The following is a 14,174-nucleotide window of genomic DNA, read 5'->3' as shown; positions in this document are numbered from 1 at the left end:
TTCCTTATTCAATGCGAGGGGGCGCCGTAGTCGCGGGCACCGAACAGGGCGGTGCCGATGCGTACCCAGGTCGCGCCCTCGCTGATGGCGGCCTCCAGGTCGTGGCTCATGCCCATGGACAGGGTGTCGAGGTCGAGATTCAGCTGCTCTTGCAGCGTGCGCAGGCGGGCGAAGGCCGCGTGCTGCACGGCCGGGTCCGCGCTGGGTTCGGGAATGCACATCAGGCCGCGCAGCCTGAGCCCGGGCAGCCGGGCGACCGCCTGGGCCAGGGCCGGCAGCTGCTCGGGGCTGCAGCCGGACTTGCTGGCCTCGCCGCTGACGTTGACCTGCAGGCAGACGTTCAGCGGCGGCAGCTGCGGCGGACGCTGGGCGGACAGGCGTTCGGCGATCTTCAGGCGGTCCACCGAGTGCACCCAGGCGAAGTGCTCGGCGATGGCGCGGGTCTTGTTCGACTGGATGGGGCCGATGAAGTGCCAGGTCAGGTCCAGGTCGCCCAGTTCGGCCTGCTTGTCCAGGGCTTCCTGCAGGTAGTTCTCGCCGAAGTCGCACAGGCCGGCGGCACGGGCCTGGCGGATCGCCGCGGCGGGTTTGGTCTTGCTCACCGCGAGCAGGCCGATCGTCGCACAATCGCGCTGCGAGGCTTGCGCCGCCTCACGGATGCGCGCTCCGACCTTTGCAATATTCTCTGCTATCGTGGACATTACTCGCGCTCTGTAGCCCCGGTCGTTCAGCGTTCGCGGCATTCTACCTGCTTGCTTGTCATTAGGGAGTCCCATGGATATCACCGAGCTGCTTGCCTTCAGCGCCAAGCAAGGCGCGTCGGACCTGCATCTCTCTGCCGGTCTGCCGCCGATGATTCGGGTCGACGGCGATGTGCGTCGGATCAACCTGCCGGCCCTGGATCACAAGCAGGTGCACGCGCTGATGTACGACATCATGAACGACAAGCAGCGCAAGGACTTCGAAGAATTCCTGGAAACCGACTTCTCCTTCGAAGTGCCCGGGGTGGCGCGCTTCCGGGTCAACGCCTTCAACCAGAACCGCGGCGCCGGTGCGGTGTTCCGGACCATTCCGTCCAAGGTGCTGACCATGGAAGACCTCGGCATGGGCGAGGTGTTCCGCAAGATCACCGACGTGCCGCGCGGCCTGGTGCTGGTCACCGGGCCCACGGGTTCGGGCAAGTCGACCACCCTGGCGGCCATGCTCGACTACCTCAACAGCACCAAGTACCACCATATCCTGACCATCGAGGACCCGATCGAATTCGTCCACGAGTCGAAGAAGTGTCTGGTCAACCAGCGCGAGGTGCACCGCGACACCCTGGGCTTCTCCGAGGCCCTGCGCTCGGCGCTGCGTGAAGACCCGGACATCATCCTGGTGGGCGAGATGCGCGACCTGGAGACCATCCGCCTGGCGCTGACCGCCGCGGAAACCGGCCACCTGGTGTTCGGCACCCTGCACACCACCTCGGCGGCCAAGACCATCGACCGGGTGGTCGACGTGTTCCCGGCCGAGGAGAAGTCCATGGTTCGTTCCATGCTCTCGGAGTCCTTGCAGGCGGTGATCTCCCAGACCCTGCTGAAGAAGATCGGCGGCGGCCGGGTGGCGGCCCACGAGATCATGATCGGCACCCCGGCGATCCGTAACCTGATCCGCGAGGACAAGGTGGCGCAGATGTATTCGGCTATCCAGACCGGCGGCTCGCTGGGCATGCAGACCCTCGACGCCTGCCTCAAGGGCCTGGTCGCCAAGGGCCTGGTCAGTCGCGAGAGTGCCCGGGAGAAATCCAAGAACCCGGAAAACTTCTGACAACACTGTTTCCGTGTGCCGCCTGGTGCACGGGGATCGGCCAGCGACGGTTCGCGCGCTTCGGCGACTGGTCTTTGCTTAGGCGCGTGATGCAGATGGGCGAGACAACGCATGGAATTCGAAAAACTGCTGCGCCTGATGGTGGAGAAGGGCGGCTCGGACCTGTTCATCACCGCCGGGGTGCCACCGTCCATGAAGGTCAACGGCAAGATCATGCCGGTCACCAAGAACCCGATGTCGCCGGAGCAGACCCGGGAAACCGTGTACGCGGTGATGAACGAGCAGCAGCGCCGGGAGTTCGCCGAGAATCACGAATGCAACTTCGCCATCAGCGCCCGCGGCGTGGGGCGTTTCCGCGTCAGCGCCTTCTACCAGCGCAACCTGGCGGGCATGGTGCTGCGCCGCATCGAGACCAACATCCCGACCCTGGATGACCTCAAGCTGCCGGAGGTGCTCAAGAAGCTGGCGCTGACCAAGCGCGGCCTGGTGCTGTTCGTCGGCGCCACCGGCACCGGCAAGTCGACTTCCCTGGCGGCGATGATCGGCTACCGCAACAAGAACAGCAGCGGCCACATCATCTCCATCGAAGACCCGATCGAATACATCCACCAGCACCAGAACTGCATCGTCACCCAGCGCGAGGTCGGGATCGACACCGAGTCCTACGAGGTGGCGCTGAAGAACACCCTGCGCCAGGCCCCGGACGTGATCCTGATCGGCGAGGTGCGCACCCGCGAGACCATGGATCACGCCGTGGCCTTCGCCGAGACCGGCCACCTGTGCCTGGCCACCCTGCACGCCAACAACGCCAACCAGGCGCTGGACCGGATCATCAACTTCTTCCCCGCCGACCGGCAGAACCAGGTGTGGATGGACCTGTCGCTCAACCTCAAGGCCATCGTCGCCCAGCAACTGGTGCCGACCCCGGATGGCAAGGGGCGGCGGGCGGTGATCGAGGTGTTGATCAACACCCCGCTGGCGGCCGACCTGATCCGCAAGGGCGAGGTGCACGAGCTCAAGGGTCTGATGAAGCGCTCCACCGAACAGGGCATGCAGACCTTCGACCAGGCGCTCTATGCCCTCTACAGCCAGGGCGAGATCACCTACGAGGATGCGCTGCTGTACGCCGACTCGGCCAACGACCTGCGCCTGATGATCAAGCTCGGCTCGGAAAGCGACGGCGATCACCTGGCCCAGCTGAGCGAGGGCCTGTCCCTGGAGACCACACCGGAAGACCCGGGGCGGCGTTTCCGCTGAGCCGTTTGCAACATAGACAGCCCGCACCCGCGGGCTTTTTATCGGGCGGCCCCGCAAGCGGAGAGTCGGCCCATCCGCAGTAGCCCGCAACACAGGAGCACGGCATGGACGTAAGACAGGACACCCATAGCAAGGTCATCGGCTATCTGTTGTGGATATTCGGCTTCCTCGGTTCCCATCGCTTCTATTACGGCAAGCCGGTGACCGGCACCATCTGGTTCTTCACCCTGGGCCTGCTGTTTATCGGCTGGATCATCGACCTGTTCCTGATCCCGGCCATGGACCGCGAGGCCGATCTGCGCTTCACCGCCGGAGACGTCGACTACAACCTCGCCTGGATCCTGCTGACCTTCCTCGGCGTGTTCGGCGTGCATCGCATGTACCAGGGCAAGTGGCTCACCGGCATCCTCTACCTGTTCACCGGCGGCCTGTTCCTGGTCGGCGTGCTCTACGACTTCTGGACCCTGAACACGCAGATCTCGTTGAGAAACGCCGAGCGAGGCTGACTCCTTCCACAAACAACAAGCCCGCCATGAGGCGGGCTTGTTGTTTGTGGTCGAGTGCTTACGCCTGGTAGCTGATGTGCCCGTCGACCAGGGTGTAGCGCACCGCGCCAGGCAGGCAGTGGCCGGTGAAGGGGCAGTTGCCGCCCTTGGAATACCAGGTCTCGCCGGCCAGGGTCGAGGCTTGCGGATCGAACAGCAGCAGATCGGCGGGGGCGCCCACCGCCAGGCGGCCCGCCGGCAGGCGCAGGGCGTCGGCCGGGCCGGCACCGAGGCGGGCGAGCAGCGTGGGCAGATCCAGCAAGCCGTCCTGGACCAGGGTCAGGGCCAGGGGCAGCAACAGCTGCACGCTGCTGATGCCCGGCTCGGTGGCGCCGAAGGGGGCCAGCTTGGCATCCCGCTCGTGGGGCTGGTGATGGCTGGCAATCGCCTGGATCACGCCGCTCTTCACCGCCTCGCGCAGGCCGTCGCGGTCGCGGCGGGTGCGCAGCGGCGGCTGCACATGGTAGAGGCTGGAGAAGCCGGCGAGGGCCTCGTCGGTGAGGATCAGCTGGTACAGGGCGACGTCGGCCGTGACCGGCAGGCCGCGGGCCTGGGCGTCGGCGATCAGCTCGGCGCCGCGGGCGCTGGTCAGCTGGCTGAAGTGGGCGCGCACGCCGGTCTGCTCGACCAGCAGCAGGTCGCGGGCCAGGGCCACGGTCTCGGCGGTCTCGGGGATGCCGGGCAGGCCGAGGAAGCTGGCGGTGGGGCCTTCGTGGGCCAGGCCGCCTTCGGCCAGGTCGTGGTCCTGGGAGTGGAAGATCACCGTCAGGTCGAAGGTGGCGGCGTATTCCAGGGCGCGGCGCAGGGTGCGGCTGCTGCGGAAGTTGTCCAGGCCGTTGCCGAAGGCCACGCAGCCGGCGTCGCGCAGCGCCACCAGCTCTGCAAGCTGTTCGCCGGCGAGATTCTTGCTCAGGGCACCGATGGGGAAGACCTTGGTGTGACCGGCTTCGCGGGCGCGGTCGAGGATTAGCTCGGCCACCGCCGAGGTGTCCAGCACCGGCTTGGTGAGGGGCGGGCAGCACAGGCTGGTGACGCCGCCGGCGGCGGCGGCCAGGGTCTCGCTGGCGATGCTGCCCTTGCGGCTGTAGCCCGGCTCGCGCAGGGCCACGGACAGATCGACCAGGCCGGGGGCGGCGATCAGGCCCTGGGCGTCCAGGGTCTGCTCGGCCTCGAAGGCGCTCGGTGCCTGGCCGATGCCGACCAGCTTGCCGTCTTCGATATAGAGGTCGGCCGGCTGGTCGAAGGCGCTGCTCGGGTCGATGACGCGGGCGCCGAGGATCGCGGTACGCATCAGTTGGGCTCCTCGGAGTTGAGTTGGCGCTGGGCGGTCTGCCCGCTCATGGCCATGGACAGCACGGCCATGCGGATGGCGATGCCGTAGGTGACCTGATTGAGGATCACCGACTGCGGGCCGTCGGCCACCGCCGACTCGATCTCCACGCCGCGGTTGATCGGCCCGGGGTGCATCACCAGGGCATCCGGCCTGGCCAGCGCCAGGCGCTGCTCGGTCAGGCCGAACAGGCGGTAGAACTCGCCCTCGCTGGGCAGCAGGCCGCCCTGCATGCGCTCGCGCTGCAGGCGCAGCATGATCACCACGTCGACATCCTTGAGCCCGGCGGCCATGTCGCTGTAGACGCTGACGCCGTACTGTTCGATGCCGACCGGCAGCAGGGTCTTCGGTGCGATCACGCGGATGTCCGGGCAACCCAGGGTCTTCAAGGCCAGCATGTTGGAGCGGGCCACCCGCGAGTGCAGGACGTCGCCGACTATGGCCACCGAGAGATTCTCGAAGCCGCCCTTGTGGCGGCGGATGGTCAGCATGTCGAGCATGCCCTGGGTCGGGTGGGCGTGGCGGCCGTCGCCGCCGTTGATGATGGCCACGTCCGGGCAGACGTGCTCGGCGATGAAGTGGGCCGCGCCGGAGTCGCTGTGGCGCACCACGAACATGTCGGCGGCCATGGCCTCGAGGTTGCGCAGGGTGTCGAACAGGGTCTCGCCCTTGCTGGTCGAGCTGGTCGATACGTTGAGGCTGATGACGTCGGCGGACAGGCGCTGGGCGGCCAGCTCGAAGGTGGTGCGGGTGCGCGTGGAGTTCTCGAAGAACACGTTGCACACGGTCTTGCCGCGCAGCAGCGGGACCTTCTTCACCGCGCGGGCGCCGACCTCGAGGAAGGAGTCGGCGGTGTCGAGGATCTCCGTCAGCAGCTCGCGGGGCAGGCCGTCGAGCGAGAGGAAGTGGCGCAGCTGACCTTGGTCGTTCAGCTGCAGCGGGCGCTGGGCATCAATCGGCGTCATCGCGGGGAGTCTCAGTTGGCGAGCGTCTGGAGTTCGAGGGTGAGCGGCGTAGGGCCGGACAATTTTACCCGCTGATCGGCGGCCAACGACAGGGTGGCGCCGACCACGTCGGGACGTACCGGCAGCTCGCGGGCGCCCAGGTCGAGCAGGCTCACCAGGGTCACGCTGGCCGGGCGACCGTAGTCGAACAGCTCGTTGAGCGCGGCGCGGATGGTGCGGCCACTCATCAGCACGTCGTCGATCAGCACCAGATGCTGGCCTTCGATCTCGAACGGCAGTTCCGAGGGCTTGACCTGCGGGTGCAGGCCGCTCTGGGTGAAGTCGTCGCGGTAGAAGGACACGTCGAGGATGCCCAGTGGCTCGCGGCTGCCGAGGGTGTCGAGCAGGGCCTGGGCGACCCAGACGCCGCCGGTGCGGATGCCGATAAAGCGCGGCGCGGCGATCTGTCGCTGGTTGAGGTACTCGAGCAGGGCGCCGGCCATCTGCGGCAGCAATTCGGCGGGGTTGGGTAGGTTCATCGCAAGTTCCTTGTGGGCCCGGCCGTGACTCAGTCCGGGAGGTGTTCGGCCAGCCAGCCTTCGAGCAGCAGCGCCGCGGCCAGGGCGTCGACCGGGCGTTCGCGGTAGCCGCCGCTCTGCCCCTGCAGCAGGCGTTCGCCCTTGGCGGCATAGGTGGTCAGGCGTTCGTCGTGGGTGAAGACCTGCAGGTTGAAACGACCATTGAGGCGGCGGGCGAACTTCTCCGCGCGGGCGCTCATCTCGCTCGGCGTGCCGTCCATATTCAGCGGCAGGCCGACCACCAGGGCATCCGGCTGCCACTCGCGCAGCAGCGCCTCGACCTTCTGCCAGTCCGGCACGCCGTTCTGCGCCTTGAGCACGCACAGTTCGCGGGCCTGGCCGGTGATGGCCTGGCCCACGGCGACGCCGATTTGCTTGCTGCCGTAGTCGAAGCCGAGCAGCAGGCGCAGCGGCTTGGCGCGGGGCTCGCTCATCAGGCGTGGCCGGCTTGCGAGGTGAGCAGGCTGAGGTCGACGCCCAGGCGTGCCGCCGCCGCATTCAGGCGCTGGTCGAAGGGCAGGTCGAAGAGGATGGTGTTGTCGGCCGGGCAGGTCAGCCAGGCGTTGTCGGCCAGCTCGGCCTCCAGCTGGCCGGCTTCCCAGCCGGCATAGCCGAGGGCGATCAGGTACTTGTCCGGGCCGCTGCCGTCGGCGATGGCGAACAGCACGTCCTGGGAGGTGGACAGGCCCAGTTCGCCGAGCTCCAGGGTGGCCTGGAACTGCAGGCCGGCCGGGTGCAGGACGAAGCCGCGGTCGGTCTGCACCGGGCCGCCGGAGAAGATCGGCAGGGCCTGGCAGAGCGCCGGCGGCTCGCTGTCCGGGCGCAGCTGCTCGAGCACGTCGGCCAGGTTGAGGCCGTTGGGGCGGTTGATGACCAGGCCCATGGCGCCCTGTTCGTTGTGCTCGACCAGGTAGGTGACCGTGTGTGCGAATTGCGGATCGGCCATGTGCGGCATGGCGATCAGGAAGTGGTGCTTGAGGAAGCTCGGGCTGGCGTCTTTCATGCGCGTTAGCTTAAAGCCTGCGGCCGATGGCTGGAAGCTAAAAGGCTAACCGGGGGCGCGGGCGCGACTCAGTTGCTCGACAGTCGGTCGCCCCGTTCGAAGCGCCAGGTGCGGATGATCTCCAGGCGGTCGACATCCGCCAGATCGCCGGTGAAGGGGGCGAAGGGGGCGGCCAGGCGGACGATGCGCAGGGCCGCCTGGTCGAGCACGCGTTGGCCGGAGGACTCCAGCACCTGCACCTCGTAGAGGGTGCCGTCGCGGTTGATCGATACCAGCAGGCGCAGGCTGCCGTAGATCTGCCGGCGGCGGGCGTCGTCCGGGTAGTTGAGGTTGCCGATGCGCTCGACCTTCTTGCGCCACTCGTCCTTGTACCAGGCACCCTTGTCGCGCATGGTCGAGGCGGCGTTGAGGCGGTGGATCTTCGGGCGCTTGGCGTACTGCTGGATGTCCTGGGCCAGTTCGGCCTCCAGGCTGGCGATCTCCGCCGACAGCTGCGCGCTGTCGAACACCGGCGCCGGGCGGGCCTGGGGCGTCGGTTTGCTCTCCTCGCGCTTGACCGGGGTCTTCTGCTGTTGCGGGGTGCGGGTGGCGACCGCCGCCTTCGGCGCCTCCTGGCGGGCCGCGGGTGGCTGGGGTGCGGCGGGCGGGGTCACGCGCTTGACCTGGGTGTCCTGGAACAGCGCCTGTTCGGTGGTCTTGGGCGCCGCCTTGTGCTCCAGGGTGCCGCTGCCCAGCTGGTCGTGCTGGGCGAGGAAGTCCGCCTCCTTGGGCTGCTCCTCGCTCTTGAAGGTCGACAGGGTGACTTCCAGGGTCTTGCTGATCTGGTTGGGTTCGGCCAGGGAGAAGCCCAGGCCGAGGATCAGGGCGGCATGTAGCGCGGTGGCGAGGAACAGGGTGAACCCCAGGCGATCCGCCGGGCGGACGCCGGCGGCTGGGGTTGCGGTTGGGCGGGCGGCTGCGGTCATCGCGATTCGGGTCGGTTCAGGTTGCCGCGCAGTCTGCCGAGGGGGCGGGCAAAAGTCTATGAAGCACTGCGCGCATTGAGCTTCTCGGCGATCTTGTCCATCAGGCGTTCGGCGATGCGGGTGTCGAAGGCCGCATCGATCTCGCGGATGCAGGTCGGGCTGGTCACGTTGATCTCGGTCAGGTGGTCGCCGATCACGTCCAGGCCGACGAACAGCAGGCCCTTCTCGCGCAGGGTCGGGCCGACCCCGGCGGCGATCTCGCGGTCGCGCTCGCTGAGCGGACGGGCTTCGCCACGGCCGCCGGCGGCCAGGTTGCCACGGGTCTCGCCCTGGGACGGGATGCGCGCCAGGCAGTAGGGCACGGCTTCGCCGTCGATCATCAGGATGCGCTTGTCGCCTGCGCTGATGGCCGGCAGGTAACGCTGCACCATGATCTGCTGCTGGCCGTGGGCGGTGAGGGTCTCGAGGATCACCGAGAGGTTGGGGTCGCCCTCGCGGTGGCGAAAGATCATCGATCCGCCCATGCCATCGAGGGGTTTGAGAATGATGTCACGCTGCTCTTTGGCAAAGTCGCGCAGAATGTCGGGTCTGCGGCTGACCAGGGTCGGCGGCGTGTATTGGGGGAATTGGGTGGCGAACAGCTTCTCGTTGCAGTCGCGCAGACTCTGCGGGCGGTTGACCACCAGCACGCCGTCCCGTTCGGCCTGTTCCAGCAGGTGGGTGGCGTAGAGAAACTCATTGTCGAAGGGCGGGTCCTTGCGCATCAGGATCACGTCCAGTTCGCCGAGCGGCAGATCCTGCTCGGCGCCCAGTTCGAACCAGCGCTGGGGATCGTCGAACACCTGGAGCGAGCGCAGGCGGCCACGGGCCTGACCTTGAGCGAGGTAGAGGTCGCGCTGCTCCATATAGAAGAGGGACCAGCCGCGCATTTGCGCGGCCAGCAGCATGGCCAGCGAACTGTCCTTCTTGAAGGCAATTTGCGTGATGGGGTCCATGACTATGCCGAGGCGAACGCTCATGGGGGATTCTCCGTGAAAGGCGGTAGCGCAGGGGCGCAGAGACTAGCGTGTGGCGCCAGGGTGGCGCCGACTTGGCGGGCGGTCAAGGGGGAAACCTCGGCCTTCCGTGGCTTGTGGCTTGCATGGGGAGAGTGTGCTAAAAAGGCCCGACGATTGGGTTGCAGCCCATCGGTGGCAGGGTCTCAGGCGCACTGATTCAACGCGAAAATAACGACTCACCGAGGCGATGGTAGGGCAAACATGGAACAGCATTCCGAGGGTTTGAGGGTAATGGTGATCGACGATTCGAAAACGATTCGTCGTACCGCGGAAACCCTGCTGAAGAAGGTGGGTTGCGAGGTGATTACCGCGGTAGACGGCTTCGATGCCCTGGCAAAGATCGCCGACAGCCACCCGAGTATCATTTTCGTCGACATCATGATGCCGCGGCTCGATGGCTATCAGACCTGCGCCCTGATCAAGAACAACAGTGCCTTCAAATCCACGCCGGTGATCATGCTGTCTTCCAAGGACGGTTTGTTCGATAAGGCCAAGGGACGCATCGTCGGCTCCGATCAGTACCTGACCAAGCCCTTCAGCAAGGAAGAGCTGCTCGGGGCGATCAAGGCGCACGTGCCGACCTTTACCCCGGTGGATCAGGCCTCCTGACGTCCAGCTGCCAAGCACTAGACGCCTCTTCATGTATTGGGAAACACCATGGCTCGAATTCTGATTGTTGATGACTCGCCGACCGAGATGTACAAGCTGACCGCCATGCTGGAAAAGCACGGGCATCAGGTGCTCAAGGCGGAGAACGGCGCGGATGGCGTCGCCCTGGCGCGCCAGGAGAAGCCCGACGCGGTGCTGATGGACATCGTCATGCCGGGGCTCAACGGCTTCCAGGCGACCCGTCAGCTGACCAAGGATGCCGACACCAGTCACATCCCGGTGATCATCGTCACCACCAAGGACCAGGAAACCGACAAGGTCTGGGGCAAGCGCCAGGGCGCGAAGGATTACCTGACCAAGCCGGTCGACGAGCAGACACTGCTGAAAACCCTCAATGCGGTATTGGCCGGCTGATGCCGCGCCGGTCCGCAACTAGATAAGAAGAAGGCCACGGCTGGCATGTCGGACGCGCAGACACCTTTTCAACTCCTCCTGGAAATCGACCAGCGTTGTCGATTGCTGGCCGCCGGCCTGCCGTTGCAGCAGACGGCGGTGCAGACCTGGAGCGGCATCGGCTTTCGCATGGGCGAGCGCCTGTTCGTCGCGCCCATGGGGGAAGTCGGCGAAGTCCTGCACGAGCCGCGTTACACCCTGTTGCCTGGGGTCAAGACCTGGGTCAAGGGCGTGGCCAACGTACGTGGCCGCCTGCTGCCGGTGATGGACCTGTGTGGCTTCTTCGGCAACGAGCTGTCGCCGCTGCGCAAACAGCGGCGGGTGCTGGTGGTCGACCACCAGGACGTGTTCGCCGGCCTGACGGTCGACGAAGTGTTCGGCATGCAGCATTTTCCGGTGGACGCCTTCTCCGAGCAGCTACCGCCGCTCGAGGCCTCCATCCAACCCTTTATCCACGGCGTTTTTCAGCGCGAGCAGCCCTGGCTGGTGTTCAGTCCACATGCGTTGGCTCAGCATCAGGGTTTTCTCGACGTGGCGTATTAACAGCTTTTCGGTGGGGCCGGCGTTGTCGGCCTTTTGGCGTTACATGGGAACCGTAGTGCGGTCGGTCCAGGCGGGGGCCAGATAATGAAAAAACTCAACACAGGCAATCTATTCGCGGGTACGCGCAGCAGCACGCTGATCTTGGGGCTGTTCATCGTCCTGATCGTTTCCATCGTGTTGCTGTTCGCGAACTTCGCCTACCTCAACACCCAGTCCAACTACGATACGGAATACATCAGTCACTCCGGTGAGCTGCGCGTACTGTCCCAGCGTATCGCCAAGAACGCCTCCGAGTCGGCGGCGGGTACCGCGGAGGCCTTCGGCCTGCTGCGCGAGGCGCGTAACGACTTCCAGGCCCGCTGGGGTTATCTGACCGACGGCAACAGCGCCAGCGGCGTTCCGGCGGCCCCCGAGGCCGTGCAGGCGCAGATGGCGGCGGTGCAGCAGGACTGGGACAGCCTGCGGCAGAACACCGACGCCATCCTGGCCAGCGAACAGACCGTACTGTCGTTGCACCAGGTGGCCGCGACCCTGGCCGAAACCATTCCGCAGCTGCAGGTCGAGTACGAGGAGGTGGTCGACATCCTCCTAGAGAGCGGTGCGCCGGCGGCCCAGGTCTCGGTGGCCCAGCGTCAGTCGCTGCTCGCCGAGCGGATTCTCGGCTCGGTGAACAAGGTGCTGGCCGGTGACGAGGACTCGGTGCAGGCCGCCGACATGTTCGGCCGCGACGCCAGCCTGTTCGGCCGGGTGCTCAGCGCGATGCTCGAGGGCAACGCGGCGATGGAAATCTCCCAGGTGACCGATGCCGAGGCGCTCGAGCGTCTGGCGGAGATTTCCGAGCTGTTCGAGTTCGTTTCCGGTTCGGTGGACGAGATCCTCGAGACCTCGCCCGAGCTGTTCCAGGTGCGTGAGTCGGCCAACACCATCTTCAGCGTGTCGCAGACCCTGCTGGACAAGGCCTCCGAGCTGGCCGAAGGCTTCGAGGAGCTGGCCGCCGGGCGCGCCCTGAACACCCTCGCCGGTTACCTGCTGGGCGTCCTGGCCCTGGCCTCGATCATCCTCATCGGCCTGGTCATGGTGCGCGAGACCAACCGCCGTCTGGCCGAGACCGCCGAGAAGAACGAACGCAACCAGACGGCGATTCTGCGTCTGCTCGACGAGATTGCCGACCTCGCCGACGGTGACCTGACCGTGGCCGCGACGGTAACCGAGGACTTCACCGGGGCCATCGCCGACTCGATCAACTACTCCATCGACCAGCTGCGCGACCTGGTGGCCACCATCAACCTGACCGCCGTTCAGGTAGCCGGTGCGGCCCAGGAAACCCAGGCCACGGCGATGCACCTGGCCGAGGCCTCGGAGCATCAGGCCCAGGAAATCGCCGGGGCCTCGGCGGCGATCAACGAGATGGCGGTGTCGATCGACCAGGTATCGGCGAACGCCAGCGAGTCCTCCGCGGTAGCGGAGCGCTCGGTAGCCATCGCCAACAAGGGCAACGAGGTGGTACACAACACCATCACCGGCATGGATAACATCCGTGAGCAGATCCAGGACACCTCCAAGCGGATCAAGCGCCTCGGTGAGTCGTCCCAGGAGATCGGTGACATCGTTAGCCTGATTAACGACATTGCCGACCAGACCAACATCCTCGCCCTGAACGCCGCGATCCAGGCCTCCATGGCCGGTGACGCCGGTCGCGGTTTCGCCGTGGTTGCGGACGAAGTACAGCGTCTGGCGGAGCGTTCCTCGGCCGCGACCAAGCAGATCGAGGCGCTGGTCAAGACCATTCAGACCGACACCAACGAAGCGGTAATCTCCATGGAGCAGACCACTTCCGAGGTGGTGCGCGGTGCGCGCCTGGCCCAGGATGCCGGGGTGGCCCTGGAGGAGATCGAGAAGGTATCCAAGACCCTCGCGGCCTTGATCCAGAACATCTCCAACGCCGCTCGTCAGCAGGCTTCCTCCGCCGGCCATATCTCCAACACCATGAACGTGATCCAGGAGATCACCTCGCAGACCTCCTCCGGCACCACCGCCACCGCGAAGAGCATCGGTACCCTGGCCAAGATGGCCAGTGAGATGCGTAAGTCGGTTTCCGGCTTCACCCTGCCGGAAACCGGGGAGCAGGCATAAGCGAATGCGCTGCGGCGACCGCTGGCGGTCGCCGCGCCGGGTCGATGGCCATGAGCGAGGGGCACGACATGCAGTCAGGCGTCTGGGCCTTGCAACCCGTGACGGAGATCAGCGCCGCGGAGTTTCGCGATTGGCAGACCCTGCTCGAGGAACGCACCGGCGTGGTGATCACCGAGCAGCGCCGGGCCTTCCTGCAGACCAACCTGAGCGCGCGGATGCGCGAGCTGGGCGTGGCGGACTATGCCGCGTATTACCGGCAGGTCACGGACGGTCCGCGCGGTGCGGTGGAGTGGTCGACCCTGCTGGACCGTCTGACCGTGCAGGAGACCCGCTTCTTTCGCCATCCGGCGTCTTTCGAGGTGCTCGAGCGGCACCTGCACGAGCAGCTGCAGCGTGGACTGCAGCGCCCCTGGGAGTTGTGGAGCGTGGGCTGCTCCAGTGGCGAGGAACCCTATTCGCTGGCGATCAGCGCCGCACAGGTGCTGCGTGACAGCGAGTGGCCCGAGCATTTCGGTGTGACCGGTACGGACATCAGTCTCAACGCCCTGAGCAAGGCCCGCGAGGGCCTGTATGGGGCGCGCAAGCTCGAGCAACTGGAAGACGACCTGCGCCGGCGTTATTTCGCGGCCCAGGCCGATGGACGCTTCAAGGTTATACCGAGCCTGGCGGCACGTGTTTGTTGCGCCAGGCTCAATGTGCTGGAACTGGCCAAGGCGCCAATGTCCGGTATGGACGTCATTTTTTGTCAGAACTTGCTGATCTATTTTCGCCGCTGGCGTCGCCGCGAGATCCTCAACCGCCTGGCCGAGCGCCTGGCACCGGGAGGGCTGCTGGTGGTGGGAGTGGGTGAAGTGGCCGGTTGGCAGCATCCGGAGTTGATCCCGGTGGCCGACGAGCGAGTGCTGGCGTTTACCCGCAAGGGATAGGGCTTTATGAGTGGAGTGGCT

16 protein-coding genes are annotated in these 14,174 nt (G+C 66.2%); 8 read left to right on the top strand and 8 right to left on the bottom strand.

All coding sequences use genetic code 11. From position 1 onward, the window contains the following. Positions 1 to 8: 8 nt before the first annotated feature. The gene (locus tag SBP02_RS19335; protein ID WP_318644022.1) at positions 9 to 701 is read right to left on the bottom strand and encodes a YggS family pyridoxal phosphate-dependent enzyme; all 693 of its coding nucleotides are present in this window, start codon (positions 699 to 701) and stop codon (positions 9 to 11) included. Between the two features lie 73 nt (positions 702 to 774). Here SBP02_RS19335 and pilT point away from each other — a divergent pair, with 73 nt between their 5' ends. From pilT to SBP02_RS19320, 3 genes are all read left to right on the top strand, one after another. Beyond that, positions 775 to 1,809 carry a type IV pilus twitching motility protein PilT gene (gene pilT, locus SBP02_RS19330; protein ID WP_318644021.1) on the top strand — a complete coding sequence of 345 codons (1,035 nt, stop codon included), beginning with the start codon at positions 775 to 777 and terminating at the stop codon, positions 1,807 to 1,809. 111 nt (positions 1,810 to 1,920) lie between these two features. Next, the gene (locus SBP02_RS19325) at positions 1,921 to 3,066 is read left to right on the top strand and encodes a PilT/PilU family type 4a pilus ATPase (RefSeq protein ID WP_318644020.1); all 1,146 of its coding nucleotides are present in this window, start codon (positions 1,921 to 1,923) and stop codon (positions 3,064 to 3,066) included. A gap of 104 nt (positions 3,067 to 3,170) precedes the next feature. Next, positions 3,171 to 3,572, top strand: coding sequence for a TM2 domain-containing protein (locus SBP02_RS19320; RefSeq protein ID WP_318644019.1), 402 nt, complete (start codon positions 3,171 to 3,173; stop codon positions 3,570 to 3,572). Between the two features lie 58 nt (positions 3,573 to 3,630). Here the strand turns inward: SBP02_RS19320 and SBP02_RS19315 are convergent, their stop codons facing one another. The 7 genes from SBP02_RS19315 to gshB form a co-directional block, all read right to left on the bottom strand. After that, positions 3,631 to 4,902 carry a dihydroorotase gene (locus SBP02_RS19315; RefSeq protein ID WP_318644018.1) on the bottom strand — a complete coding sequence of 424 codons (1,272 nt, stop codon included), beginning with the start codon at positions 4,900 to 4,902 and terminating at the stop codon, positions 3,631 to 3,633. Next, entirely contained in the window at positions 4,902 to 5,906 is a 1,005-nt protein-coding gene (locus SBP02_RS19310) for an aspartate carbamoyltransferase catalytic subunit (RefSeq protein WP_318644017.1), read from the bottom strand. Before SBP02_RS19310 ends, SBP02_RS19315 begins: the two co-directional genes overlap by 1 nt. A gap of 11 nt (positions 5,907 to 5,917) precedes the next feature. Then, the gene (gene pyrR / locus SBP02_RS19305) at positions 5,918 to 6,424 is read right to left on the bottom strand and encodes a bifunctional pyr operon transcriptional regulator/uracil phosphoribosyltransferase PyrR (protein WP_318644016.1); all 507 of its coding nucleotides are present in this window, start codon (positions 6,422 to 6,424) and stop codon (positions 5,918 to 5,920) included. Between the two features lie 29 nt (positions 6,425 to 6,453). After that, positions 6,454 to 6,897, bottom strand: a complete 444-nt coding sequence (ruvX, locus tag SBP02_RS19300) for a Holliday junction resolvase RuvX (protein WP_318644015.1) — start codon at positions 6,895 to 6,897, stop codon at positions 6,454 to 6,456. Further along, on the bottom strand, positions 6,897 to 7,466 hold the full coding sequence (locus SBP02_RS19295; protein ID WP_318644014.1) for a YqgE/AlgH family protein: 570 nt from the start codon (positions 7,464 to 7,466) through the stop codon (positions 6,897 to 6,899). The genes ruvX and SBP02_RS19295 overlap by 1 nt, the downstream gene beginning before the upstream one ends. A 68-nt stretch (positions 7,467 to 7,534) precedes the next feature. Next, positions 7,535 to 8,431 carry an energy transducer TonB gene (locus SBP02_RS19290; protein ID WP_318644013.1) on the bottom strand — a complete coding sequence of 299 codons (897 nt, stop codon included), beginning with the start codon at positions 8,429 to 8,431 and terminating at the stop codon, positions 7,535 to 7,537. Between the two features lie 56 nt (positions 8,432 to 8,487). Beyond that, the gene (gene gshB, locus SBP02_RS19285) at positions 8,488 to 9,450 is read right to left on the bottom strand and encodes a glutathione synthase (RefSeq protein WP_318644012.1); all 963 of its coding nucleotides are present in this window, start codon (positions 9,448 to 9,450) and stop codon (positions 8,488 to 8,490) included. A gap of 240 nt (positions 9,451 to 9,690) precedes the next feature. On the opposite strand from gshB, the gene pilG reads away from it, so the two are divergent. From pilG to SBP02_RS19260, 5 genes are all read left to right on the top strand, one after another. Then, positions 9,691 to 10,098: a twitching motility response regulator PilG gene (pilG, locus tag SBP02_RS19280; protein WP_318644011.1), complete on the top strand. Its 408-nt coding sequence runs from the start codon at positions 9,691 to 9,693 to the stop codon at positions 10,096 to 10,098. Between the two features lie 48 nt (positions 10,099 to 10,146). Further along, entirely contained in the window at positions 10,147 to 10,512 is a 366-nt protein-coding gene (pilH, locus tag SBP02_RS19275) for a response regulator (RefSeq protein WP_213641699.1), read from the top strand. 45 nt (positions 10,513 to 10,557) lie between these two features. Further along, complete coding sequence (locus tag SBP02_RS19270; RefSeq protein ID WP_318644010.1) at positions 10,558 to 11,094, top strand: chemotaxis protein CheW; 537 nt, start codon at positions 10,558 to 10,560, stop codon at positions 11,092 to 11,094. Between the two features lie 84 nt (positions 11,095 to 11,178). Continuing rightward, positions 11,179 to 13,227 carry a methyl-accepting chemotaxis protein gene (locus SBP02_RS19265; RefSeq protein ID WP_318644009.1) on the top strand — a complete coding sequence of 683 codons (2,049 nt, stop codon included), beginning with the start codon at positions 11,179 to 11,181 and terminating at the stop codon, positions 13,225 to 13,227. A 68-nt stretch (positions 13,228 to 13,295) separates the two neighbouring features. Beyond that, positions 13,296 to 14,153, top strand: a complete 858-nt coding sequence (locus SBP02_RS19260) for a protein-glutamate O-methyltransferase (protein ID WP_318644008.1) — start codon at positions 13,296 to 13,298, stop codon at positions 14,151 to 14,153. The last annotated feature ends 21 nt before the right edge of the window (positions 14,154 to 14,174 follow it).

The organism is Pseudomonas benzenivorans, from assembly GCF_033547155.1.
In the GTDB taxonomy this organism is placed as follows: domain Bacteria; phylum Pseudomonadota; class Gammaproteobacteria; order Pseudomonadales; family Pseudomonadaceae; genus Aquipseudomonas; species Aquipseudomonas benzenivorans_B.
This window is presented reverse-complemented; position numbering and strand designations above follow the sequence as displayed.